This is a genomic window from Formosimonas limnophila, assembly GCF_014652675.1.
GTDB classification, from domain to species: domain Bacteria; phylum Pseudomonadota; class Gammaproteobacteria; order Burkholderiales; family Burkholderiaceae; genus Hydromonas; species Hydromonas limnophila.
Genome location: NZ_BMZG01000001.1, coordinates 91,726 through 116,603, shown reverse-complemented (window position 1 = coordinate 116,603; position 24,878 = coordinate 91,726). Strand labels below are relative to the sequence as shown.

The following is a 24,878-nucleotide window of genomic DNA, read 5'->3' as shown; positions in this document are numbered from 1 at the left end:
AGTCACTCTCAAAATTTGAAAACACGTTTAGACAATAAATGATTTTCGGTTGTTTCGTGTTATTTGTCACTCAAAACTGACTGTTGCGGCGCGTTAAAAACTGACCTTACTCACGACGCAACAACCCCAATTTAATGCATATTATTCAACGTTCAGGCATTATTTTTTGCCAGGGTCATTGCCAAAAACTCGATCAAATCGCTTACTATATTGAATATCAACACCATCGATTGAGCCACCTCGGAGCACTATTTCCCAGTGACGTGACAGTGTCCAAGTGACTTTGACCACACCAGCGACATCCTCTAAGCTTTGCTCGTACGCCACTGAGAATCTGTCAGTGAGACGTTTACCAATACCGACCACCGTACCATCTAAACCACTATCAGAAGAACCGAAGTTGAAACTATCTATACCCAGTTTTTCGGTAATTTTTCGCCCCTGATCACTACCCAAAAGAATAGCTGCAGCACCTGCGATAGCGCTGCCATCAGACGTGTTTAGCGTACTGGACGAGCGGCCGAACAACAACCATGAGAGCTTTTCCTCATCGGGCATTTCTGGGGTTGAGACGAGTCGAGCCTGTGGGTTGGTTAATGTGCCAGTCAACTCAACCCCCACTTCATTAGATCCCACTGTTCGTATGGCTCGCATATTTAAACCAGGATCCTCAATGGGGCCTTGAAAAGAAATTTGACCACGCTCAACGGTCAAACGTTGTCCATAGAACCGATAAAAACCTTCTTCAACACGCACCAAGCCTGTCGCACGCAAAGCACTTTGGGTGTCTTTTTCATCTCTGTCTTCGGTTTTTAGGCGCACTTCACCAACGAGCTTGACGTCTGCACCTTGCCCTTTGAAACGAAAATCGTTACCCAAATCCAGCGTAACGTCAATTTGCGGAATGATGTTTAATTTGTCATCATCACTGACAATAGGTTTTCCAATCCCTTTGCTGCAAACTTTGTCACTTTGCTTGACTGGTTTTGGACTTGTTTGTGTGTAGTTCATCACCGTCTTATTCAAATCTTTGCTGGCTTGTGGTTCTGTTTTTTTGGTGCGAACAACCACAATGTCTGTGTCAAAAACCGTGGTTTTGGTCTCTGACTCTGCAGCCATCATCGGTTTGGCTATGACCACTTTGGTCACATTCTCATCAATTGCCATGGTATCAACAGATTTGATCGTTCGGCAAACCAACACATCGTCGCTCAAGCTCGGAGGCAATGTCGGCGGCAAGTCGATCAACGCCTTATCTGCGCGAAGTCTGCCCGTAATCGTGAGTTGATTAGCACCATCATAACCGAGCTCAGCATTACCACTAATGGTGAGCAGACGATCAACACGCACGAACGGGCGCAGTTTATCCATGGTGACTCGGGCTGACAATTTATTACCTGAGGCCCCATAAGAGACTTGACCACGAACAGAAAATTTCCCCTCAACACCACTAAAATCAAATTGCTCAAAGTCAACAAGTGACTCGGTGAGTTTCAGACGAATCACGCCATCTTTCAGACGAATACCCTCCTCAACATGCAACAAATCGAGATTTTGCCCTGAGAGTAAACCTGACACAATTGGGTTACCCACCACCCCTTTAATCGCTAAATCACCTTGCATTTGGCCATTGATACGCATATTGACACCCAACAGACTATTGAACTGTTTAAGTTCACTAAGTTGAGCCACAGCCTTTAAATTCAGTGGAGACAAACCTGACAACACCAAACCATCACTGCTGCCAACCAAACCAATCTGTCCGTCAACATTAACTTTGCCAAATTTTTGGCTCTCCAATCGACCATCAACGGTCAAACTACGTCTAGATAACTTACCATTAAGCATCATCGCTTGTAAGTCAATCGGATTGCGCTGGCGGCGATCAAATGAGATATCGCCTCTCTCACGCTCAAAGATAAAGCCACCCGATGGTGCATCACCCATGGTCATGTCCCATTGACCTTGAACCACTAAATCAGTGGTATAAAAAGGTAACTCTAACTTAAGCCATGTGAGCCACTGTGGAACAACAAGGTTACTAATGCGACCTCGACTATTGATGCGCAAACCTTTGATATTTAAGGTATCCAATGTCAATTGAGCATCTGCGACATTGGCTGCGATGTTGCTCATTTTTATTTCACCGCTTTCATAGGCCAAACTCATCGGGCGCTGTAAAGTGATGTCTGGTTGGCCTTGATTGACGAGCTGTTTTATTTGACCTTGCCATCCCGCATCGGTGACTTTCCCAGAACCACTAAAATCGCCGTCAAGCATCCAAGCAACAGCTGGCTTAGCCGTCTGCGGCTCAAAGATTTCGACGCGACCTTTCATGATGCCGCTGAACTGATGAACCGCTTGTGTGCCACTGACACTTAAATCAACATCTGAAAAATCAATTTTCGGACCATTGCGGTAACCTGTGATTTTGAGTTTGCCATTCATCGCCCCACTGTCACCATGCTCCCAAGTCGCATCCAGCATGGCTTGATTAATGCGTTGCTCACCGATAACAAGCTGATTGGCTATGGCATTGAGTTTGCCACGTGGGCGAGTCAAACTCCCCGTCAGATCGCCTTTTGCGGTGAAACCACCTGCCAATCCAAATTGCAGTTGTGCTAAATTAGGTGCATTCACATCAATCGCTAAACGTTGTCCCACATCAGACGACACGCCCAAACCACCTTTTGCAAAAAAGCGATTCACACCAATGCTCACATTCAGTTCTCTTGCTGTCAGTGTGTCTGGTGCAGCAAAACTCACATCCACCTTGCCAGTGGCAGGTACTCCCGCCCATGTGCTGCTGTTTAATGCACCTTTCACATCCAATTTCACTTCAGGGACTGAAATACCTTTGATGTTAAACTCGCCTTGTAACTTGCTGCTGGGGAAATCCCCAAGCGTGGCAAGGTTAAATTGCAACAATTGTGCTTTGAATACGAACGGCAAACCTTCTGTGTAGGCCAACTCACCTTGAACTTCAATTTTGGCATCTGGTGTATCAGCAAGATGGCTGTTGATACGCGCTTGATTGACTTTAACGCGTTCGTTGTTGACGTTGACATCAGCAAATAACTGCAGATTACTTTGTGCCAAGGTGGTGGTAATGCTTTGCTCCGTCCCAGCGACAGTCAAACTCAACGGACCATTTAGCTTTGTGGCAATCAGCTTTGGGTGAACTGTTTTGAGATCAAACCCGTTAATGGCAAACTCAAAAGCACCTTCTTTGCTTTGCCAAATACCTGTGCCCATAATTTGGCCACCATTAGGTAAATCAAACACCATGTCATTTAGCGTTTGCTTGGTTTCACTAAGCTTAAAACTGCCTGAGCTTTGCGTCACAGGCAAGGACAAGTTTGACAAAGGTGCTGGGGCATGATTAACAATGCGCCATTGACCTGCCACAGGTTGCGTCTCGTCGGCATCGTTAGACTCCGTATTCTGGGGTATGGCATCAAGGGTGACATCCAAATCAGCCTTGAGCAGTTTATTCCAAAATGCGTAGGGGTTGAAATGCTTCAACTCAAGTTGACCTTGATGGATATAGTAACGTTCTAACAACTGTATGCTCAAATCGCCAGCGCCTGACATGGGCAAATCAGCAGCACCGCCTTCGGCATCGAGCTTGAGAGTTAATCGCTGTAAATCACCTCGAGCAGACAAACTGAGTTTGTAGTCATTCGACTCGTATTGTGAAATGGCGCGAACATCCACAACCATTCTAAATGGTCGCTCACCATCAATACTGGCTTGACCATTAAAACTCGCACTGCCCTGAGTTAAATTCGCCAAGTTGATTTGATGCTGCCGTTTATCAGTTTTCACCGCACCATCAATCGCTGTCATGGTCGTGGTTGATGTACCACTGGTGATATGAAGCGCATTAATCTGGATGCGATCTACCTCAAATGCGAAAGGCATAAGCACGCTCTCAACAGGTTTATCCTGTGTTGTCGGAATCGTGGTCAAAGACACCTCATCAGCACTGATATTGCTGACATGCCAGTTCAAAGGTACATAATTCCAAGACCACTCGCCTGATAAATTCGAGATATTAATCTTGGTATTGGGCAAATCCACCAATAAACGCTCAACAGCGCCACCATGAGCCAAACTACCGCTACGCCACTGCGCATCAATACTGCCCGCACTCAATACATGGGTTAATCGAAATAAAACTCGTGTCCCCTGCTCTGACTGGGCCAAAATCAATACGGTACCAATCAATATGATGGGCAAAATACACAGCGTCAGTAATAAGCGACGCAACCAACGACTCTTTTTTTTGATAGGCGTGGGTTTCTCTTCGTTGATTGAATCCTTTATCTGAGTTTCTTCCTCAGTGACAACCGTTGAAACGCGCAACGCTTGCCAGCGTTGTTTTAAACGTTTGCCCCAACCACGAATCACGGTCATCAAAACAACACCCCAATAGAAATGTGTGGCGATAATTTTTTTCTCGGATAACCATAGGCCAAATCAAAATGAATCGGCCCAACAGGGCTACGCCAGCGCACACCTGCACCGACACCATGATGAGTGGTCACATTACTCAGTGCATTGGTTGCCGTTCCCACATCATAGAACACTGCAGCACCCCATGATTTATTAAGCCAATGCGTATATTCTGCCGAAGCAGTCATGAGGTATTTCGTCGGCAAAATATTGTCCTCATCAATGGTCTCTGTGTCACCAATCGACTGATAAGGATACCCGCGCACGGAGCTACTACCACCAGCAAAAAACAACAAAGGATCAGGGATATCTAAAGGCGAATTTTTCGTAAAAACAGCCCCTCCCTCAACACGCAGTACCAAAGAGTCCTCCTTTTTGAATGGGATAAAATAGCGGAAACGACCATATGCACGCACAAAACTGGCAGTAGACGCCGTGCCGCGCGCCGCGCCACCAAAAGATGCTTCGATGGCGTAACCTTTTCGCGGAGATGATGGATTATCCACTTTGTTTTTTGCCCATGTCACGCCAGCAAACAGAGCGTTTCGACGCTCAAAGTTGCCTGTATTGCCCCATTTATTGTGATAGTAATCCAAGTCATAAGAAATCGATGAGTGCTCCAATTTTCGGGTGCGATGCACACCAAAAATCAAATTATCACTCTGATAATCTTCTACGCGGTCTTGCGTGACTTTGCCCACCACACTCCACTGATAGTGCTTTTTATTTTGTGGTGTTGCCAAAGAAACACGGCCTTCTCGGTATTTTTGCTGCCAGTCGTATTTAGAATCAAAGACCCAACCGCGTTTAAATACATTGAAATGATTGTACTGAACATTCGCACGCCCGCCTAAGTCCGTACCATAACCCACCAACCCTTTAAAATTCTGTGTTGGCAGTTCCACCACTTGCACACGAATCGGTGCGAGTTGCGCATCATTCGGATCGCTGCCCACATCCACCAAAACACTCGAGAAATAAGGCAAATCTTGTAAACGTTTTTGATAATCCAGCAATTTCGTTCGGTTGTACGCTTCACCAACCTGAATCACATTGGCATTCGTCACGACACTCGCGGGATAACGATTCAACCCCTTAACCTCTGGCTCACCCAGTGTAAAATAAGGTCCAGAGTTTAGCGTTGCCGTCAAATGAGCAGCTTTTTTCTCAGGTTCAATACTCGCTTGTGTGGTAGAAAATTTTGCAGCCGCATAAGCATCCGCTTGAATTTTTCGCAGCAACAAGGTTTTTGATAAACTCCACTCATTTTGCGTGAATGGCTCATCTTCTTGCAGTGACCAGTCAAACTCTAAAGCTTTGACACGTTTAGGGTCTTGCTCTGCAATCATACCTTCCACATTCAACACGGCACTTTGTACAACCGTGCGTTCACCCAAAGTCACTTTGACACGCAAATCTGGTTTATCATTCAGCATTGTCGTATTGCTCAAGTCCAGCGGCTTCCCACCCTCAAAAACTTCTGTCTTCGGGTCAAAGTATCCCTGAGTGGCCAGCAGACTTGCCACCTGCTCAGGCACTTGATCAACCAAAAAATCAAGGTACTCATCACGAATATCTTCACGTGTTTTATAACGAACAATGTCCAAATAGGTTTCTAAGAGTGCTGTCACCTCTTTTGGCGCGTCAATGGTGATTTTATAATTATCTGCCCGCGCAGAGCTGGAATATGCAGTCATCGACACAGCACACACGACCAGCAATGGACGTGCCTTGCACAAAAATCGACCCCAACGACAATAAAAATGCATAAAACTCCCAAAGACCAACACAAGCACTGTTTTTTGCCCATTTTTCAAGTAAAATACGAGCAAAGGTAGTGCCAGATACTTTTCAAGCACAGGCCTCATTGTAAACAATTATATGGATTTAATTCGCATTTGGAGTAATAAAAATGGCACGCTACGAATCAGACATCACTTTATTTATTAAAGAACTCAAGAAAGACAAACCAGAGCTTGAACAAAGCCAACGCGAAGGTCGCGCCCGTCTTTGGGACAAAGCCCAGAACCTGCGTGAACAACGTGAGTTTGATGATGCTGCCATCGCCCAAAAACCCTATGTTTACAACTAACGTATGAGCCAAACAGGTCTACCGACGCCTCCTTCGGTGATAGAGAAAGAAACAGTCGAAGCCGTGCTCAACAACACAGCATTAGACAGCACACCAAACGTGGTGGACGGTATGGCCTACGCACGACTTTACGGTGAACCGCTATTTAACCTACCGCAAGATCTCTACATCCCGCCAAATGCCTTGGAAGTGTTTTTAGAAACATTTGAAGGCCCGCTGGACTTATTACTCTATCTCATCCGCAAGCAGAACTTCAACGTGCTCGACATCCCGATGGCGCAGGTCACCACGCAGTACCTCGTCTATGTTGAACAAATCCGCAAGCACAATTTAGAGCTGGCCTCAGAGTACCTGCTCATGGCCGCCATGCTGATTGAAATCAAATCACGCATGCTCTTACCCGTCAAAAAATCAGACACAGGCGAAGAAGTCGATGATCCGCGCGCCGAACTCGTACGTCGTCTGCTTGAGTATGAGCAAATCAAACTCGCCGCACAATCACTCAACGAACTACCCGTCGCGGGTCGAGACTTTTTCCACGCCCTCGCCGACATCAACACTGAAGTCGAAAAACCACTACCGTCGGTCAATGCAAACGACCTTAAACAAGCGTGGCTCGACATCCTCAAACGCGCTAAACTTAACGCACACCACCGCATCACTCGCGAAGTTTTATCCGTGCGCGAATTCATGACCAGCATTCTGCGCCAGCTACAGCACAAGCAATTCATGGAGTTTTCTGAATTATTTGAAGACCTTATCACCAACGAGCAACCCCGCTCAGTCCTCGTTGTCAACTTCATCGCTATGCTTGAACTATCACGAGAATCACTGCTTGAACTGACCCAAGCCGAGCCGTATGCACCGATTTATGTGCGATTAACTTATCAGTCTGTGGTGAACTAATTTCAGCCGCCGCAATACCCCCTTAATACGAAGCGTTTTTAATACGAAGCGTTTTTTATTGATCCGCAAGCATAAGCAACACCTTAGAATCATGCAAATTAATTGCATCCAAAAATCTCTGTGTTTGCAAATAAATTTTTTCGCATAAGTGGTTCGTCATTTCCTTAAGCCTTTTTTCTCGCCACAAAAGCAATCGTCTGTTTCATCACTTCAATACCCAGATGGTTCAAATCTGCGCCTTCACTAGATAAAAACCATTCAATTTGCAGCGGCTCTAACCATTGACGAACATCACTTTCATCACAACCCCATGCATGACTGCCATTTACTTTCCAGTCTCGATGCCCAAAAAAATGTCCTGCGATGACACCATCTACTTTGAGCGACGTGAGTAATTTTGGCCATAGTTCAAGAAATCTTGTCTTGGGTAAAAAAGGCAGAACCAAGCTGGCGTTGATAATGTCATAAAGAGATAGTGGATAGTCAACAACATCACACTCAACCAATGAAAGCCCTGCTTGATTCGCCACCACCGCAGCAGGCGATGAATCAACAGCCACCACATCAAAACCACATGCCGCTAAAAACCGAGCATCTCGCCCATTTCCAGAACCGATATCCAAGCATTGCACAGTGGTAGCTCGCTCTGCGAGTAAACGCGCCGCTATTTTTGCAGTTCGGTGGGGCTCTATTGGACTCGCTTCGATGTAGCCCTGCCAATTAATTTCGGAATGTGTCATACGCAAAAATTTTAGCTTGGAGAATTGGTGGAAATGGCTTTTTTGGCGAACAATTGACTCTCCTGTCCTGCCAATAATTTTTGGATGTTGGCGCGATGTCGTATGAACATCAGACCAACCATCACCAAAAACACCATGGTCCACAACCCGACATCCCACAAATAAACCAAACCAAACAATGCAAACAAACTGCACACCAAAGATGAGAGTGATGAGTAGCGGGTCATGATGGCAACCGCGAGCCACACCAACAATGTTAACCAGCCGATGGTTGAGCTCAAGCCCAACACAGCGCCAAGGAATGTCGCCACACCTTTACCACCAACGAATTTAAAAAAAACAGGGTAGAGGTGACCAACGAATGCAGCCAGCGCCACCAAAGACAGTCCAAAAACATCCAGCACGCCCCAGTGTGATGCCGCATAAACAGGCATGAATCCTTTAAAACCATCGCCGAGCAACGTCAATAACGCCAGGCCTTTTTTACCCGAGCGAAGCATGTTGGTTGCACCGGGATTGTTTGAGCCGTAGGTGCGTGGATCGGCCATACCAAATATCTTTGCCAACACGATGGCGAAAGACACAGAACCTGCGATATAAGCAGTGAGCATCCAAACGAGAGTGAGCATATTGATTATTCCTTTGCTGTTTTGCTATATTGATGGGCAATATGATTGTTTGGCATTGTACAGCAGCCCTCAAACGAATCGGCGTACAATCACTGGTGATTGACTGGTGATTGCATTGATACAAAAAGTATTAGTGGTATAAATCATCAGGTCTTATAGACCACTTATAAAGTGGCCAATCCCAAATTAAAAAAGGTTCTTCCATGGAAAAATTCATGCCCAATCCAGATGCTTTTGACATTGGTATTCGTGTAGGCACATTTAATCTACGCAACTTCGCAATGCCCAACTTTCAGTTTTATGACAATCATGATGTTTACACGGTGGCTGAGTACGAAGCAAAACGAGACTGGACTGCAGACCAGATTGACCGAATGAACGCTGATGTGATTGTGTTTCAAGAGGTTTTTCATGTGCAAGCATTAGAAGAAGCTGTGCGTGCCAGCCGCACCATGCGTCATGCAAAAATCATTGCCCGTGACGCCGTGCGCATGTCGTCAAAAAATACACTGGTGCCACAAGTCGCAATCGTCACACGCTTACCCTTAGCACAAGAACCCATTTGGGTCTGCCAATACTCGGAAAAAGTCTCCATTACGCCTCCCGGCTATAATGAGCCCATTACCCAAATCACCAGAGCTGTCCCGCATGTGACGGTGACCCTACCCAATGACACAAAGCTTCATGTCCTTGGCTTACACCTCAAATCGAAACGCCCTGACTACTTAGCTTCAGAAGACGAATCTAATCCAGATGATTTGGCATTGGCCACTTATCGCTCTTTGATGCGTCGCGGAGCAGATGCCATTGCGATTCGTCATTACCTCAATGGTTTATTACAAAGAAACCATGAACCATGCATCGTTGCAGGCGACTTTAATGACCATGCTTACGCCGTATCCACACAGTTGATTGCCGGCACGGGACGGTTTGGTAAAAGTTTTTATGATTTTCAGTTATTTGATGCCATGCGGATTCAGACCAAAAATGACCCACAACGCTATGTGGCCTATACCTACATTCACGATGGTTCACTGGAGGTTCTCGACCACGTATTTGTTTCTGAAGAGTTTCACTCAGAATCACGACACCAAATCGCCCTCGTGCGCGATGTTTACTCACTCAACGATCACCTGCATACGCGCCAACCCCAAACATCAGATCATGGTCAAACTGTCGCGCAGTTTTTATTCAAACGTGGCCATAGTGCCTAACTCAAAAAATTCATTATCGACTTTACAGTAACACACGATATAATCACGACTGTTTTTGAACCAATCTCAATGAGAAAACCATGAGCCAAACCAACACCACACACCCCGTGATTGAACTTCTCGCAGCCGATTTGCCCGCGCACTGCCCAAATCAAAACATGCAAAGCTGGAGCAGCCATCCGCGCGTGTTTATTGACGTCAGCCACGGCGAGGCATCTTGCCCTTACTGCGGCACGACGTACCGTCTAAAAGCTGGCGAAGTCGTCAAAGGTCACTGATGAGCCGCCGCCTCAAAGCACCAAAATCATTATTTGGCAGCGCATCAGAGCTTGAAGCCGCTTTTTACGCTGCGCTGTCACAAGGCGATATTGAAGCCATGATGAAGGTATGGTCAGACGATGAAGAAATCATCTGCATTTTGCCAAACTTACCCTATGCCCAAGGTCACATTGCCGTGCATGATTTGTGGGAAAATTTATTCAACATCGGTCAATTCAAAGCCCATATTCTCGCCACACACACGTTTGACAATTTGCTTACAGCGGTGCACACTTTGCTCGTACACATTCAACTCACCACACGCAGCGGCGAGACACAAGCCTTTAATCTGCACACCACTCAGGTGTATCTCAAATCTGAGCAAGGCTGGCGCATGTCGGTTTATCACGCCACCGTCGCGCTGGACAACAACAAACTCACAGACGTTTTACCCAGCTTACTCCATTAAATCCCATACAGCACAGGTGGTTATTTTCGAGTCATATTTTTGATTATACCGCCAGCTCAAATAAGATAACACGCAGACAAACCCGCGCTAAGACCTTTAAAAATAAGGTAAAATGCGGGTTTTGTCACATTCAGCGAGCGTGAGATTTTCGCGCAGCACAACCCCAACGGTACACAACATGAGCGACAACAAGTCTCCAAAGAACAACTATCCCGTCAATCTACTCGACACGCCATTTCCCATGCGTGGCGATTTGGCCAAACGCGAACCCGTGTGGGTTAATGAATGGCAAGCACAGAACCGCTATAAAAAAATCCGTGCCGCCGTTAAAGGTCGCCCAAAATTCATCCTGCACGACGGCCCGCCGTATGCGAACGGCGACATCCACATCGGCCATGCTGTCAATAAAATCCTCAAGGACATCATCGTAAAGTCTCGCACAATGGCAGGCTTTGATGCGCCTTACGTACCTGGCTGGGATTGTCACGGCATGCCGATTGAGAACAAAATCGAGGAACTCTTCGGTCGCAATCTACCCACACGCGAAGTCCAAGAAAAATCCCGAACCTACGCCGCCACACAAATCGAGAAACAAAAAATTGACTTCATGCGCCTCGGGGTTTTGGGTGACTGGGACAACCCCTATAAAACCATGAATTTTTCAAACGAAGCTGATGAAATTCGCGCGTTAGGTAAAATTTTAGAAAACGGTCATGTTTACCGTGGCCTAAAACCTGTAAATTGGTGCTTTGACTGCGAATCTGCACTTGCCGAAGCCGAGGTTGAATACCAAGACAAAATGGACTTGGCCATTGACGTCGGTTTCGCTTTTACCGAGCACGATAAACTCGCACAAGCATTCAAAACAACGATTGCACCCGTTGGCCACATTGTCATCTGGACCACGACACCATGGACGATTCCTGCGAATCAGGCGTTGAACGTCCACCCTGAAGTCATCTATGCACTGGTACAGTTGGACAATGATAACCAACTCATCCTCGCGCAAGATTTGGTCGCTGCGACATTGGAACGTTATGCGTTAACGGGCAAAATCATCGCCACTTGCGCAGGCATCGCGCTTGAGCACATCGCATTCAAACACCCACTGTACGAGCGTTTATCGCCCGTCTATGTGGGCGACTACGTCACCACTGACGCGGGGACGGGTATCGTCCACTCCGCGCCTGCTTACGGTCTGGAGGATTTCGCCTCGTGCAAAGCCAACGGCGTAACCAACGACGACATCCTCACACCTGTGATGGGCAATGGTGTTTATGCGACGGATCTACCTGACTTCGGTGGACTGAAAATCTGGGACGCGAATCCAAAAATCGTCGAGAAACTCACAGAAGTCGGCGCACTGTTTAAAGTCGTGAAATACAACCACAGCTACATGCACTGCTGGCGTCACAAAACACCGCTCATCTACCGTGCCACCACACAGTGGTTCGCCTCAATGGATAACCAAGTGGACGGCGCGAGCTTACGCGAGCGTGCATTGGCAGGCGTTGAGGCCACTCAATTTTTCCCAGCGTGGGGGCAAGCGCGTTTGCATTCAATGATTGCCAACCGCCCTGACTGGACGCTGTCACGCCAACGTCAGTGGGGCGTGCCAATGCCGTTTTTCCTAAACAAAGCCACAGGCAAATTGCACCCAGACACGCCTACACTGCTCGAAAAAATCGCCAAACTCGTGGAAGCAAACGGCATCGAAGCATGGCAGACATTAGACATCAACGAATTCCTCGGTAACGACGCCGCAGAATACGAGAAAAACAAAGACACCCTCGACGTCTGGTTCGACTCAGGTACGACGCACTACCACGTCCTGCGCGGCTCGCACGCGGACGAGCTAGCTTGGCCCGCAGACCTGTATCTCGAAGGCTCAGATCAGCACCGAGGCTGGTTTCACTCATCCCTACTCACAGGTTGCATGCTCGATGGTCGCGCACCATATAAAGCCCTGCTCACACACGGTTTCGCCGTCGATGGCGAAGGCCGAAAGATGAGTAAATCCGTTGGTAATATTGTTTCACCGCAAGACGTTGCGAACAAAATGGGCGCAGAAATCATCCGCCTTTGGGTCGCCTCAACTGACTACTCAGGTGAGCTGTCCATTTCTGATGAAATCCTCAAACGGGTTTCCGAAGGCTACCGCCGCATCCGAAACACACTGCGCTTTTTGCTGGCGAATTTGTCTGACTTTAACGCTGCAACTGATTTGCTTGACGTTAACGAACTGCTCGAAATCGACCAATACGCCTTAGCACTCACCGCAAACTGGCAAGCCGATTTGCTCGCGCACGCGGAGAAGTACGAGTTTCACCCACTCGTGGCCAAATTGCAGATTTTCTGCTCTGAGGACTTAGGCGGTTTTTATCTCGACATTCTGAAAGATCGTTTATACACCAGCGCACCAAACTCACCTGCACGCCGCGCCGCACAAACCGCTCTGTGGCATATCGCGCACAGCTTGGTTCGTGTGATGGCACCGATTTTAAGTTTCACGGCAGAAGAAGCGTGGCCTGTTTTGACGGGTTCCAGCAAAGAGGATACGATTTTTACTCAGCTCTATCACAAATTGCCTGAACCTACTAACGCTGACGAACTAATCAAGAAATGGACACATATACTGCACATTCGAGATGCTGTAAATGGTGCATTAGAACAAGCTCGGCAGAATGGCAAAATTGGGGGAAATTTAGATGCAAAAGTAAGCATCAGCATTCAATCAGAAGCTGTACGCGACACGTTAATTGAAATGACTAACGAATTAAAATTTGTTATGTTAACCTCAAATGTCGAAATCAGAAACTCTCTTAACACCAGTAGCTGTTTCTTTGAACTTTCTCACTTTTCTAACAAAAATCTGCCAAACGTGGGGGTTGATGTTACCAAAGCAGAAGGCACAAAATGTGAACGCTGCTGGCACGTCACCGTCGATGTCGGCTCTGACACTGAGCACCCAACATTGTGTGCACGCTGTGTGACCAACTTATTCGGTGATGGTGAAAAGCGTCACTACGCTTAAAGAAAATTAGAAACAGGAAAATTTCACTTTTTCTTTTATCTACATCGTTTTGATTCTTTGATGGGGTAGTATCACTACCCCATCACATTCGAAACTCTATTCTTGATCTAAAAAGCCATCATGAAAAAACAACGCTCTCTCTCATCTTATCTACTGCTCACGCTCACACTCATCGTCATCGACCAATTCACCAAATTCGCCATCGAAGCCAACTTTGCTGAACATGAGTTCCGCCCAGTCACTTCATTTTTCAATCTCGGTTTGGTCTATAACCCTGGCGCAGCATTTAGCTTTTTGGCCAATCACGATGGTTGGCAACGCTGGTTTTTCACCGCCCTATCCACTGCTGCTTCCGTATTCATCCTTTATCTGATGCGCAAGCACCGCGATGAACCGCGTTTTTGTCTTGGTTTGGCATTTATTTTGGCAGGTGCAGTCGGCAATTTAATTGACCGTGTCCGCATTGGTAAAGTAGTGGATTTTTTAGATTTTTATTATCAAACCCACCATTGGCCTGCATTCAACATAGCCGATTCAGCAATCCTTATCGGTGTGGCGATTTTGCTGATTGATGAATTCACCAAGAAAAAAACAACCAATCACAACTGATACACACCATCAAACTCAATCAAATGAATCAAATAGCCTTCACTGGCATAAAAAAGCTGACCTTTTTGGTCAGCTTTTTAATTAGCCCCGTGTCCAGCGCACTTCCATATCCGCACGCCCATTCAATACACCGCGCAAAAAATCAATTGAGGCAGGGTCTGCGCCATTGTTCGCCATCACATCGATGGTAACAATGTGTCAGACTGTTATAATAAGCCAAAATTTTGGCAGCACCGCCGTCACACACAGGTCAACCATGCTCAAACACAAACACATCCTCCTCGGTATCACAGGCGGCGTTGCCGCTTACAAAAGCGCTGAAGTCGCACGTCGGCTTATCAAGCGCGGCGCCACCGTCACCGTCGTCATGACAGATGGTGCGAAGGAGTTCATCACGCCGCTGACATTCTCTGCACTGACCAACCAACCTGTTTATGACGACTTATGGAGCAGCCGCGCAGCAGCCAGCTCATCCATCGCGCACATTAACCTATCCCGCGAAGCCGACGCATTCATCATCGCGCCCTGCACCGCCAACGTCGCAGCCAAGATCGCCAACGGCCTCGCCGATGATTTACTGACAAACCTCGCCCTCGCACGTGACCCGCTCACCTGCCCGCTCGCCATCGCCCCCGCGATGAACGTGCAGATGTGGGGAAATCCTGCCACGCAACGAAACATCGAACAACTACGAAACGACGGCATATTTGTTTTCGGCCCCGCTGCAGGCGAGCAGGCCTGTGGCGAAATTGGCAATGGCCGTATGCTCGAACCACACGAGCTCGTGCAGGCCATCGAGAGTTTGTTTGTCCCGCAAATCCTCAAAGGCAAAAAGATACTCATCACCGCAGGTCCAACCTTTGAAGCCATTGACCCCGTGCGCGGCATCACTAACCGCTCAAGCGGCAAAATGGGCTACGCCCTCGCCCACGCCGCTGCCTGTGCAGGCGCAGAAGTCCTCCTTATCTCAGGCCCCACCGCTTTAGATACACCTCTCGGCGTGCATCGCATCAATGTAGAATCCGCAGCCGACATGCTCAACGCCTGCCTACCCCACGTCGCCGAAACAGACGCATTCATCGCCGTCGCTGCTGTCGCCGACTGGCGCGTCGATAGCCCCGCCACACAAAAAATCAAAAAGCAACACGCCGACGACGTCCCCCACCTCTCGTTCACCCAAAACCCCGACATCCTGCACACCGTCGCCCAGCAGCCGAACGCCCCCTACTGCGTCGGTTTCGCCGCTGAAACCGAAAATGTACTCGAATACGGTCAAGCCAAACGCCTCAAAAAAGGCATTCCCCTTTTGATTGCAAACAACGGCCCAGCCACATTTGGCGCAGATGACAACGAAGTCGTGCTACTGGACAATGCGGGCGAACACCCGTTGCCTCGACAGGACAAAGCGCAACTGGCTCATCGACTCATTGCCGAAATCGCCAAGCGGCTTACTACTAAATAAAAACAAAAAAACCACCGTCATTCCCGCTGAAATCATTCGGGTATGACGGTGGTTTTTAAATACCATACATTTTCTAACCAATCCTCTTTTTACTCACAACCAATCCCAATCATGAACATTGACATCAAAATCCTCAACCCCATCATCAAAGACCGACTCCCCGCCTACGCCACAACAGGCAGCGCAGGGCTTGACCTTCGCGCCGCCATCGACGCGCCCATCACCCTCGAACCAGGTCAAACCAACCTTATCCCCACAGGTTTAGCGATACACCTCGACGATGCGAACTACGCCGCACTCATATTGCCCCGCAGCGGCCTCGGCCACAAACACGGCATCGTGCTCGGCAACCTCGTTGGTCTGATTGACTCTGACTACCAAGGTGAGCTCATGATATCCACATGGAATCGTGGCCAAACAACCTTTACCATCGAACCATTTGAGCGCATCGCGCAGCTCGTCATCGTCCCCGTCGTGCAAGCCACATTTAACTTGGTTGATGACTTTGGTCAATCAGACCGTGGTGAAGGTGGCTTTGGTAGCACAGGCGTAAAATAAACGGTTGCTGTATGACCAACAAAAAAGCCCAAATTTTTATCTGTTTTTTTTGGACACGCATCGTTATTTTTCTTCTCGCAACCGTTCGAGCAGTCTTACCACAGCTTGCCCTCGGTGACTAATGCGGTTTTTTTCGGTTTTATCTAATTCCGCCGCGCATCGCCCAAGGCTCGCCACATAAAAATGCGGATCATAACCAAAGCCGCCCTCACCGCGCGGTTCACCCTTCACTTCGCCCCACCACAACCCATCGACAATCAGCGGCTGTGGATCGTTCGCATGACGAACCAAAACCAGCACACAGTAGAAATACGCTCGTTTGTCTGCGATGTTTCTTAAATCATTCACTAATTTTTGGTTATTGCGTGCATCTTTACTCAAACCGTCATCGACATCAGGCACATCGGCATACCGCGCAGACAGCACCCCAGGTGCACCATTCAGCGCCGGCACGCATATTCCCGAGTCATCAGCCAGTGCAGGGAGTCCCGTTATACCCGACGCATGACGCGCTTTACGCAGTGCGTTTTCAACAAACGTATTAAACGGCTCATCACACTCAGGCACACTCAAACTGCCCTGCGACACCACCTCAATATCCAAATCCGCGAGCAGTCGCGAAAACTCCGCCAGCTTGCCCGCATTATTCGATGCCAATACCAAACGCCTCATGCCCAATCTCCACGTAAATCACGCACAGCCGCCTCTAATCTGCTGGGCGTGGCCTGTTCAGGTAGAATACTTTGCCCCACCACCACTTGTACTTTTGAAAAGAATCCACGCACAAATGGCCGCGTCATCGCCGCGCCATATTTACGTGAAAAAAATGAACCCCACAATCCCTGCAACGCACACGGCACAACAGGCGCGGCGTGTAGCGCAAGGATTTTTGAAATCCCTTGACGAAACTGACCAATCTTGCCATCAGGCGTCAATCGTCCCTCAGGAAAAATGCACACCAGTTGCCCATCTTCAAGCTCTTTCGCCACTTTCAAAAAAGCCTGCTCCATAAGAAATGCATCATCTTTCGCACTCGTAATCGGAATGGCATTGAGCTTACGAAACACCCACGACAACACAGGCATCTTAAAAATCTGCGCATCCATCACAAACCGAATCGGCCGTGGACTTGCCGCCATCAACAGCAGCGCATCGACGAACGAGACGTGGTTGGCCACCAAAATCGCTGCGCCCTGACGTGGAATCACATCACGATTCACATACCGCACGCGATAGAGCAAGCCACTGACCACCCACGCAAAAAACCGCAAGAAAAATGTTGGTACCAGTCGAAAAATATAAATCGCCACCAAAGCATTCAACACCGCCGCCGCGCCCAAAATCTGCGCCACATTCGCCCCCATAGCCGTCAAGCCCAACGCCAACAAACTCGCCACAATCATAAACAACGCGTTTAATATATTATTCGCCGCAATAATCCGTGCGCGGTGCGTTGGCTGCGCGTACGTCTGAATCATCGTATACAACGGCACGCTGTAAAGCCCCGAAAACAAAGACAGTAAAAACAAATCAGTTAACAAACGCACGCTGCCCGCATGCGCGAGAAAATCCATCGCCCCCATTTCACCGACAGGCAAACCCGCCTGCACAAACGAGCCAATCGCAAAATACAAATCCACCCCAAACACCGTCATGCCCATCGCGCCAAAGGGTACCAAACCGATTTCCAACTGGTGTCGGGATAGCTTTTCGCACAACACAGAACCCACGCCAATCCCAATCGAGAAAGTCGCTAACATGAGCGTCACCACACGCTCATTGCTCGCCAACATCTCTTTGGCCAACGGCGCAAAATGTGTGAGAAAAATCGCCCCGAAAAACCACAACCACGAGATACCAATCATGGCATAAAAAACCGCCATATCCTGTCGCGCAATGCGCAAATTATGCAAGGTCTCAGACAAAGGATTCCAGTTCATCTGAACATTTTTCAACGACGCCATCGGCTGAGATACTGGCATCATCTGACTCGCAGCCCAGCCAAATACAGCCACAGTGACACACAGCAGCGCAATCGCCCAAACTCCTGAAGCACCTTGATGTACCAACTCTCCCGCCACGATTGAGCCGACCAAAATCGCCACAAACGTCGCCATCTCTACCAAGCCGTTACCACCAACCACCTCATTGTTTGATAAATGCTGCGGCAGATACGCATACTTCGCTGGTCCAAAAATTGTCGAATGTACCCCCATCAAAAAAACACACACATAAAGCACCCAAGCAGCTTCAAACAAAAAGCCATAAGCCGCGACCGATACAATTACGATTTCAAAGACCTTCACCGCTCGCATCAACCGCGTTTTATCGAATTTATCTGATAGCTGTCCTGAAGTCGCCGAAAACAACAAAAACGGCAAAATAAACAACCCAGCAATCAAGTTACTCGCCATCGCCGCCGATAAACCACCAAATTTGGCCGCATAAAACGTCACCAGCAGCGTAAACGCTGATTTAAACAGCGCATCATTAAACGCACCCGACAGTTGAGTTAAGAAAAACGGCAAAAACCGCAGAGTTTTAAGCAAAGAAAAAGAAGAATTCGCCACACAAGGCCTTTCTGAAAAGACTATAGCTAAAGTTTTTAATTTGAAAGCAATCAAACAGGAAACCTTGTCACGCCCAAGTAAACAATAATGGCCCAAACTGTAGAGACTTGATTTATAAAGCCCTAACCAGCAAAAACAGAACAATAGAACCACACAAACCAACAGATCTTTTAATTTAATCGCCACAAACGAATAACGGGCACGAATGCCCGCATGACCAGCAGCCCCACATCAATACTCTGGAACATATTCATCAGCAAAATCAGCGTTATCAAACTTCGTAAATTCACCAACAAATTTTAGATGCACCGTTCCAATCGGACCATTACGCTGCTTGCCAATGCCAATCTCAGCTTTACCTTTGAGACTCGGGTCTTCCTTGTTATACACTTCTTCACGGTACACAAACATAATAATGTCGGCATCCTGCTCAATCGCACCCGACTCACGCAAGTCCGACATCATGGGACGTTTGTCTGGTCGCTGCTCGACGCTACGATTGAGCTGTGATAAGGCAATCAGCGGACACTCTAACTCTCGAGCGAGTGCTTTGAGCGAGCGAGAAATCTCTGAAATCTCAGCAGCACGATTGTCACCCGAACGAGCCGAACTCATCAACTGCAAGTAATCGACCACGATTAAACCCAACCCCCCACAAGTACGTGCCAAGCGTCGTGCACGAGCACGCAAGTCCAGTGGGTTCAAAGCGGGCGTCTCATCAATATAAAGCTGCGTATCGTGCATTTTTTCGATGGCGACGGTTAAGCGTTCCCAATCTTCATCGTTGAGTTGACCTGTGCGCAAACGGGTTTGGTTTAATTTACCCACAGAACCCAAGATACGCATCCCAAGCTGCTGTGCCCCCATCTCCATTGAGAAGACAGCGACGGGCAAACCCTCATTGATGGCTACATGTTCGGCAATGTTCATTGAAAATGAGGTTTTACCCATTGACGGACGACCCGCCACGATGATGAGATCACCTTTTTGCAGACCTGCTGTCATTCGGTCAAGGTCATAAAATCCCGTAGAAACACCAGTCACTTCGTCTTTTTGATCGCGATGGTATAAATCATTGATTTGATCGACAACAGCAGTCAATACGATTGGTAACTCTTGAAACTCGGTACCACCACCATTGCGTCCTGCTTCCGCCACGCTCAAAATGGCTTGTTCTGCCTCATCCAAAATGGTTTTTGTCTCGCGCCCTTGCGTATTGAATGCAGATTCAGCAATATTGTCAGAAGCACTCACGAGCTTACGCAACAAACCACGGTCATGCACAATTTCGGCATAGCGGCGGATGTGCGCTGCTGACGATACACTGGTGACCAAGGCATTGAGATATGCCATACCACCGACATCATCAAGCCGACCTTGGCTCTGTAAAGACTCAAAAACCGTCACCACGTCAGCAGGATGGCCTTTTTCAATCAATTCTGCAATCGTCTTAAAAATCAAACGATGATCAAACCGATAGAACTCATCCTCGCGAACCACATCCGAGATTTTGTCCCATGCCATGTTGTCAAGCATCAGACCTCCAAGTACGGATTGCTCGGCCTCTATCGAATGTGGTGGGGTGCGTAAAGCGGACACATCAAGATTGATGTCAGACATGAAAAACCTAACTGGGAAAGTAATAAAAAGAAACTAATAGACCAACCATTTTACTGGTTTTGCCACAAAAAAGCCAAGGCAATACGCCTTGGCTTTTCTTTGAATCGATGTGAAGACAACGATTAAGCAGCTGGTGTCACCACGACAGTGATGTCAGAAGTCACATCAGTGAACAATGACACTTGTACCGCGTATTCACCGATGGTTTTGATGGCTTCAGCGATCTTGACTTGTGATTTGCTCACGTCAAAACCTTGTGTTTTCAAAACTTCTGCCACATCAGCGTTGGTCACAGAACCGAACAAACGGCCATCAACACCCGCTTTAGAAGCGATGGTCAATTGTGTACCAGTGAGTTTTTCAGCAACGGTTTGTGCAGCAGCCAATTTCGCAGCTTGAGCTTTTTCGAGCTCAGCACGACGTGCTTCAAACTCAGCCTTAGCAGCAGCAGTTGCGCGGCGTGCTTTACCTTGTGGAATCAAAAAGTTACGTGCGTAACCGTCTTTGACTTTAACAACGTCACCAAGCTGGCCAACGTTCAAAACTTTTTCTAATAAAATGATTTGCATTTTGTATCCTTTTCTATTCAATCAACTCAATCACAAGTGAATGTGAAGCTTGAGAAAACTGATTAGTGGTTGTCAGAGTAAGGCAAGAACGCCAAGAAACGCGCACGTTTGATGGCTGTGTTCAATTGACGTTGGTAGATTGCACGAGTACCAGTCAAACGGGCTGGAATGATCTTGCCGTTTTCTTGGATGAAGTCTTTTAACGTGTCCACATCTTTGTAGTCGATTTGATCAACTTTACCAATGGTGAAACGGCAAACGCGTTTGCGTTTGAACAATGGATTTTGTGCTGGGCGGCGCTCTGGGCGACCATTTTTATTACGTGGAGCTGGCATTGCAGTTTCCTTTTTAACAAATGTTGTGATGACTAATTTAATGAATCATCAACAGATAAGGGACTTAAGTGAGTCAGATGCAGTCTCAATTTCACACTCTTGAGGCTTTTTCGATTCAAAAAACCCTGAACACGATAAAACTGACCACTGTTCGCTTGATTCAAAACCTGCGCCATCTCACCGATGGCAATCACACTCAATTCGAAAGCAGCTTGTCGTGGTTGGTGATTTTCAACTTGTGGTGCATCAAATGCCACCACCGCTTCCACCACGGGTACACCTGCTAGAGTATGCCGCAAACTGGTTTTTTCAACCAAGCAAACATCAAAGGTACAGCGATTAGCGAAGTTACTGTGTAGACTCAATTAATGAAATAACTTATTCAGCAGCGGCAACAGCCGATTTTTTCGCGTCTTCTTTTTCTGCTGCTTTGAGCATGATAGAAGGTGCTACTTCTGCTTTATTCATCTTAACCGTCAAGTGACGCAAAATAGCGTCGTTGTAACGGAAGTTGTGCTCGAGTTCGTCCAAAGTGGCTTGGTCGATTTCGATGTTCCAGCACAGGTAGTGTGCTTTCACGAGTTTCTGGATTGGGTAAGCCAATTGGCGACGACCCCAGTCTTCTTGACGGTGGATTTTACCGCCAGCTGTTTCGATTTGTGATTTGTAACGCTCAACCATCGCAGGCACTTGCTCGCTTTGGTCAGGGTGTACGATCAATACGATTTCGTAATGACGCATGTGGACTCCTTGTGGATAAAGCCGCTGCGCGCGTCTGTGCGAATGCGGCAAGAAAAAAGCAAAAACGGTTATTGAAAAAATCCAATAACCGCTTATGCCGAATACTGGCGGAGACGGAGGGATTCGAACCCTCGATACAGGTATAAGCCGTATGCATCCTTAGCAGGGATGTGCCTTCGACCACTCGGCCACGTCTCCGTTTCCTGTTGCCGATTATTTGGACAACGAAAGACCACCATTGTAAGCAAGTTTTCTCGCGCCGTCAACAATTTAGCCCGCTTTTCGTATTGTGAGGTGATTTTTGCACTTCATTTAACGATACAGAACAAAAAGCCAATAAAAAACACCTGTTATAAGCCGCAGGTGTTTTTAGTCAGAACCGATACGAATCAAGCCATTTTTTGGGTACGGGACAATCAAACCGATTCGATTTGAGCTGCCTGATCCAAATCAAAGGCTTTGTGCAGTTCGCGCACTGCCAACTCCATGTATTTGTCTTCGATGACCACAGAAATTTTGATTTCAGAAGTGGAAATCATTTGAATATTCACACCGGCTTTAGACAAAGTCTCAAACATCAAGCTGGCCACACCGACGTGCGAGCGCATGCCAATGCCAACGGCGGAGACTTTACACACCTTGTCGTCACCGATGACTTCTTTAGCACCAACGGCGCCTTTGATTTCAGTTTCTAAGACTTCCATGGCTTTCTTGTACTCATTGCGATGAACGGTGAATGAGAAGTCTGTGGTGCCGTTTGTGCTCTGATTTTGGATAATCATGTCCACGTCAATATTGGCTTTGGCCACAGGACCCAAGATTTTAAAGGCCACACCTGGCGTGTCTGGCACTTGCATCAAGGTGATTTTTGCTTCGTCGCGATTAAACGCGATGCCTGAAATAACGGCTTGTTCCATGGATTGTGTTTCCTCATCTTCAAATGTGATTAACGTGCCTGAGTTTGCCTCAGTATTGATGTCCATCATTGGGTCTGTCAAACTCGATAGTACGCGCGTTTTGACGCGGTACTTGCCTGCGAATTCAACCGAGCGGATTTGCAGTATTTTTGAGCCCAAGCTCGCCATTTCGAGCATTTCTTCGAATGTGACTTTTTCAAGACGGCGTGCATTTTCAACCACGCGGGGGTCTGTGGTGTACACACCGTCAACATCGGTGTAAATCAAGCATTCGTCTGCCTTAATCGCTGCAGCAATCGCAACAGCCGATGTATCAGAGCCACCACGCCCCAGCGTGGTGATGTTGCCTTGCGCATCCACACCTTGAAAACCCGTGACGATGACCACACGACCTGCATCAAGATCTGCACGAATACGCTTGTCGTCAATCGACTCAATACGCGCTTTCATATAAGCGTTGTTGGTTTTCACTGGTACTTGCCAACCAGCGTAACTCACAGCGTCAGTGCCGATGGCTTGCAAAGCAATCGCCAGCAAACCAACTGAAACTTGCTCGCCCGTTGAGGCAATCATGTCCATTTCTCGCGGGCTCATGTCCGCAGCATCTTTGTTGATGTCTTTGGCCAAACCGAGTAAGCGATTGGTTTCGCCCGACATGGCCGATGGCACAACCACGACTTGATGCCCTGCTTTGACCCATTTTGCCACGCGCTGAGCGACATTTTGAATGCGCTCAACTGAGCCCATCGATGTGCCACCGTATTTATGTACCACTAAAGCCACTTGAATTCCCCTAATTTGGAGGTTTAGAACGAATCCATAAAAATACATGATGCAGCAGAAAAATTCAAGCCTTTATGCCATTGAAGTCACAGTTTTTCAGCAGCCTTCGCACGCCTTTTGTGTTTAATTCTAAAATACGGCCATGAACCCATACATTTTCTCCAGAAAGTCGCATTTGTAAAAAGCACCGTTGGTTGACTTAACAACTCTAAGCATCCACGCCAAATCCCCTGTCACGTTCGACATTCGCTATGCGAGTACCAACAGTTTCACGAGACAGATCATTTACGATGCACTATACGCGTTTATGATCTTAGATGCGGCCATTGCTTTGATGCGTGTAGCGAATTGCTTAGCTAAATACGGTTATGGATTGCGCGTATTTGACGCTTATCGCCCATGGTATGTGACCGCTTATTTTTAGACTCATTTCCCCAATGCTCATCTTTACTTGGCCAACCCAAACCTCGGCTCACGGCACAGCAGGGGCTGCTCTGTTGATTTGACCCTTTATGACAACCCCCAACGAGTGGTGGCATTTCGATTGCGTGGATTAGTAAAATTATCATGTTCGAAATGATGACTTTGCTTCGTTAAAAGCTCAGGTTCAGACAACCACACTATCAATCAACAAGAGTCGAATTATCACAAAAATGCCCAATAATTGTTAAACAAAAAAACTGAGGTAAATCCGAAATCCATCAAGTTCAATGGCTTGGCTCTTTGATTTGATTAAGTCAGTGCTTTTAAAAAACGACTTACGCTGTGAACCACTAATGATTTTTTTAGAATAGTCGCAACGAATCGCTATGGCAGGCTCGAACCAATTAATTGACTCTTTTGACTTTGTAGGTACAGCGAAATAAGTCTTAAATAATAAAAAACCCACCAAATGGCGGGCTTTTTTTCTTGTT

22 protein-coding genes and 1 tRNA gene are annotated in these 24,878 nt (G+C 47.4%); 10 read left to right on the top strand and 13 right to left on the bottom strand.

All coding sequences use genetic code 11. The features are described 5' to 3' along the window. Positions 1-159: 159 nt before the first annotated feature. Both IE082_RS00550 and IE082_RS00545 read right to left on the bottom strand, forming a co-directional pair. Positions 160-4,419, bottom strand: a complete 4,260-nt coding sequence (locus tag IE082_RS00550) for a translocation/assembly module TamB domain-containing protein (protein WP_189490261.1) — start codon at positions 4,417-4,419, stop codon at positions 160-162. Beyond that, positions 4,419-6,155 (bottom strand): autotransporter assembly complex protein TamA, encoded by a 1,737-nt coding sequence (locus tag IE082_RS00545; RefSeq protein WP_229809653.1) that lies wholly within the window; start codon positions 6,153-6,155, stop codon positions 4,419-4,421. Before IE082_RS00545 ends, IE082_RS00550 begins: the two co-directional genes overlap by 1 nt. Before the next feature lie 215 nt (positions 6,156-6,370). Between IE082_RS00545 and IE082_RS00540 the strand changes: the two genes are divergently transcribed. Next, on the top strand, positions 6,371-6,550 hold the full coding sequence (locus IE082_RS00540) for a DUF3460 family protein (RefSeq protein WP_189490257.1): 180 nt from the start codon (positions 6,371-6,373) through the stop codon (positions 6,548-6,550). A gap of 3 nt (positions 6,551-6,553) precedes the next feature. Next, the gene (locus IE082_RS00535) at positions 6,554-7,456 is read left to right on the top strand and encodes a segregation and condensation protein A (RefSeq protein ID WP_189490255.1); all 903 of its coding nucleotides are present in this window, start codon (positions 6,554-6,556) and stop codon (positions 7,454-7,456) included. Positions 7,457-7,620: 164 nt separating this feature from the next. Here the strand turns inward: IE082_RS00535 and IE082_RS00530 are convergent, their stop codons facing one another. Continuing rightward, on the bottom strand, positions 7,621-8,196 hold the full coding sequence (locus IE082_RS00530; RefSeq protein WP_189490253.1) for a class I SAM-dependent methyltransferase: 576 nt from the start codon (positions 8,194-8,196) through the stop codon (positions 7,621-7,623). An 11-nt stretch (positions 8,197-8,207) separates the two neighbouring features. Further along, positions 8,208-8,825, bottom strand: a complete 618-nt coding sequence (plsY, locus tag IE082_RS00525) for a glycerol-3-phosphate 1-O-acyltransferase PlsY (RefSeq protein ID WP_189490252.1) — start codon at positions 8,823-8,825, stop codon at positions 8,208-8,210. A 215-nt stretch (positions 8,826-9,040) separates the two neighbouring features. Here plsY and IE082_RS00520 point away from each other — a divergent pair, with 215 nt between their 5' ends. From IE082_RS00520 to dut, 7 genes are all read left to right on the top strand, one after another. Beyond that, a complete protein-coding gene (locus tag IE082_RS00520; protein ID WP_189490250.1) occupies positions 9,041-10,039 on the top strand; it encodes an endonuclease/exonuclease/phosphatase family protein in 999 nt (332 codons plus the stop codon). An 80-nt stretch (positions 10,040-10,119) separates the two neighbouring features. Beyond that, complete coding sequence (locus IE082_RS00515) at positions 10,120-10,317, top strand: zinc-finger domain-containing protein (protein ID WP_189490248.1); 198 nt, start codon at positions 10,120-10,122, stop codon at positions 10,315-10,317. Then, positions 10,317-10,766 carry a YybH family protein gene (locus tag IE082_RS00510; RefSeq protein WP_189490246.1) on the top strand — a complete coding sequence of 150 codons (450 nt, stop codon included), beginning with the start codon at positions 10,317-10,319 and terminating at the stop codon, positions 10,764-10,766. Before IE082_RS00515 ends, IE082_RS00510 begins: the two co-directional genes overlap by 1 nt. A gap of 178 nt (positions 10,767-10,944) precedes the next feature. After that, positions 10,945-13,800 carry an isoleucine--tRNA ligase gene (gene ileS, locus IE082_RS00505; RefSeq protein ID WP_189490244.1) on the top strand — a complete coding sequence of 952 codons (2,856 nt, stop codon included), beginning with the start codon at positions 10,945-10,947 and terminating at the stop codon, positions 13,798-13,800. Between the two features lie 120 nt (positions 13,801-13,920). Further along, positions 13,921-14,409: a signal peptidase II gene (gene lspA, locus IE082_RS00500; RefSeq protein WP_189490242.1), complete on the top strand. Its 489-nt coding sequence runs from the start codon at positions 13,921-13,923 to the stop codon at positions 14,407-14,409. 256 nt (positions 14,410-14,665) lie between these two features. Next, positions 14,666-15,871 (top strand): bifunctional phosphopantothenoylcysteine decarboxylase/phosphopantothenate--cysteine ligase CoaBC, encoded by a 1,206-nt coding sequence (gene coaBC / locus IE082_RS00495; RefSeq protein WP_229809652.1) that lies wholly within the window; start codon positions 14,666-14,668, stop codon positions 15,869-15,871. 111 nt (positions 15,872-15,982) lie between these two features. After that, entirely contained in the window at positions 15,983-16,429 is a 447-nt protein-coding gene (dut, locus tag IE082_RS00490; protein ID WP_189490238.1) for a dUTP diphosphatase, read from the top strand. Between the two features lie 63 nt (positions 16,430-16,492). Here dut and rdgB read toward each other — a convergent pair whose 3' ends face one another. The 9 genes from rdgB to IE082_RS00445 all read right to left on the bottom strand — a co-directional run bounded on the left by rdgB (position 16,493) and on the right by IE082_RS00445 (position 23,964). Further along, positions 16,493-17,101 carry an RdgB/HAM1 family non-canonical purine NTP pyrophosphatase gene (gene rdgB, locus IE082_RS00485; protein ID WP_189490236.1) on the bottom strand — a complete coding sequence of 203 codons (609 nt, stop codon included), beginning with the start codon at positions 17,099-17,101 and terminating at the stop codon, positions 16,493-16,495. Beyond that, a complete protein-coding gene (locus IE082_RS00480; RefSeq protein ID WP_189490235.1) occupies positions 17,098-18,999 on the bottom strand; it encodes an MFS transporter in 1,902 nt (633 codons plus the stop codon). Before IE082_RS00480 ends, rdgB begins: the two co-directional genes overlap by 4 nt. A gap of 231 nt (positions 19,000-19,230) precedes the next feature. Continuing rightward, a complete protein-coding gene (dnaB, locus tag IE082_RS00475) occupies positions 19,231-20,619 on the bottom strand; it encodes a replicative DNA helicase (protein WP_189490233.1) in 1,389 nt (462 codons plus the stop codon). 122 nt (positions 20,620-20,741) lie between these two features. After that, positions 20,742-21,188, bottom strand: a complete 447-nt coding sequence (gene rplI, locus IE082_RS00470) for a 50S ribosomal protein L9 (protein ID WP_189490231.1) — start codon at positions 21,186-21,188, stop codon at positions 20,742-20,744. 62 nt (positions 21,189-21,250) lie between these two features. Then, complete coding sequence (rpsR, locus tag IE082_RS00465; protein WP_189490229.1) at positions 21,251-21,523, bottom strand: 30S ribosomal protein S18; 273 nt, start codon at positions 21,521-21,523, stop codon at positions 21,251-21,253. A 32-nt stretch (positions 21,524-21,555) separates the two neighbouring features. Next, positions 21,556-21,888 (bottom strand): primosomal replication protein N, encoded by a 333-nt coding sequence (gene priB / locus IE082_RS00460; RefSeq protein ID WP_189490227.1) that lies wholly within the window; start codon positions 21,886-21,888, stop codon positions 21,556-21,558. A gap of 13 nt (positions 21,889-21,901) precedes the next feature. Then, positions 21,902-22,264, bottom strand: a complete 363-nt coding sequence (gene rpsF / locus IE082_RS00455) for a 30S ribosomal protein S6 (RefSeq protein ID WP_189490225.1) — start codon at positions 22,262-22,264, stop codon at positions 21,902-21,904. A gap of 105 nt (positions 22,265-22,369) precedes the next feature. Continuing rightward, positions 22,370-22,462: transfer RNA gene (locus IE082_RS00450), tRNA-Ser, on the bottom strand. Between the two features lie 218 nt (positions 22,463-22,680). Continuing rightward, positions 22,681-23,964 carry an aspartate kinase gene (locus IE082_RS00445; protein ID WP_189490223.1) on the bottom strand — a complete coding sequence of 428 codons (1,284 nt, stop codon included), beginning with the start codon at positions 23,962-23,964 and terminating at the stop codon, positions 22,681-22,683. 190 nt (positions 23,965-24,154) lie between these two features. Between IE082_RS00445 and IE082_RS00440 the strand changes: the two genes are divergently transcribed. Beyond that, positions 24,155-24,388: a M15 family metallopeptidase domain-containing protein gene (locus IE082_RS00440; protein WP_189490222.1), complete on the top strand. Its 234-nt coding sequence runs from the start codon at positions 24,155-24,157 to the stop codon at positions 24,386-24,388. The last annotated feature ends 490 nt before the right edge of the window (positions 24,389-24,878 follow it).

What these genes read in the sequence shown, in the direction of transcription:
- IE082_RS00550 (WP_189490261.1), bottom strand. Translation starts at nt 4,419, where the DNA reads ATGACCGTGATTCGTGGTTGGGGCAAACGTTTAAAACAACGCTGGCAA.
- IE082_RS00545 (WP_229809653.1), bottom strand. Translation starts at nt 6,155, where the DNA reads ATGACTGCATATTCCAGCTCTGCGCGGGCAGATAATTATAAAATCACC.
- IE082_RS00540 (WP_189490257.1), top strand. Translation starts at nt 6,371, where the DNA reads ATGGCACGCTACGAATCAGACATCACTTTATTTATTAAAGAACTCAAG.
- IE082_RS00535 (WP_189490255.1), top strand. Translation starts at nt 6,554, where the DNA reads ATGAGCCAAACAGGTCTACCGACGCCTCCTTCGGTGATAGAGAAAGAA.
- IE082_RS00530 (WP_189490253.1), bottom strand. Translation starts at nt 8,196, where the DNA reads ATGACACATTCCGAAATTAATTGGCAGGGCTACATCGAAGCGAGTCCA.
- plsY (WP_189490252.1), bottom strand. Translation starts at nt 8,825, where the DNA reads ATGCTCACTCTCGTTTGGATGCTCACTGCTTATATCGCAGGTTCTGTG.
- IE082_RS00520 (WP_189490250.1), top strand. Translation starts at nt 9,041, where the DNA reads ATGCCCAATCCAGATGCTTTTGACATTGGTATTCGTGTAGGCACATTT.
- IE082_RS00515 (WP_189490248.1), top strand. Translation starts at nt 10,120, where the DNA reads ATGAGCCAAACCAACACCACACACCCCGTGATTGAACTTCTCGCAGCC.
- IE082_RS00510 (WP_189490246.1), top strand. Translation starts at nt 10,317, where the DNA reads ATGAGCCGCCGCCTCAAAGCACCAAAATCATTATTTGGCAGCGCATCA.
- ileS (WP_189490244.1), top strand. Translation starts at nt 10,945, where the DNA reads ATGAGCGACAACAAGTCTCCAAAGAACAACTATCCCGTCAATCTACTC.
- lspA (WP_189490242.1), top strand. Translation starts at nt 13,921, where the DNA reads ATGAAAAAACAACGCTCTCTCTCATCTTATCTACTGCTCACGCTCACA.
- coaBC (WP_229809652.1), top strand. Translation starts at nt 14,666, where the DNA reads ATGCTCAAACACAAACACATCCTCCTCGGTATCACAGGCGGCGTTGCC.
- dut (WP_189490238.1), top strand. Translation starts at nt 15,983, where the DNA reads ATGAACATTGACATCAAAATCCTCAACCCCATCATCAAAGACCGACTC.
- rdgB (WP_189490236.1), bottom strand. Translation starts at nt 17,101, where the DNA reads ATGAGGCGTTTGGTATTGGCATCGAATAATGCGGGCAAGCTGGCGGAG.
- dnaB (WP_189490233.1), bottom strand. Translation starts at nt 20,619, where the DNA reads ATGTCTGACATCAATCTTGATGTGTCCGCTTTACGCACCCCACCACAT.
- rplI (WP_189490231.1), bottom strand. Translation starts at nt 21,188, where the DNA reads ATGCAAATCATTTTATTAGAAAAAGTTTTGAACGTTGGCCAGCTTGGT.
- rpsR (WP_189490229.1), bottom strand. Translation starts at nt 21,523, where the DNA reads ATGCCAGCTCCACGTAATAAAAATGGTCGCCCAGAGCGCCGCCCAGCA.
- rpsF (WP_189490225.1), bottom strand. Translation starts at nt 22,264, where the DNA reads ATGCGTCATTACGAAATCGTATTGATCGTACACCCTGACCAAAGCGAG.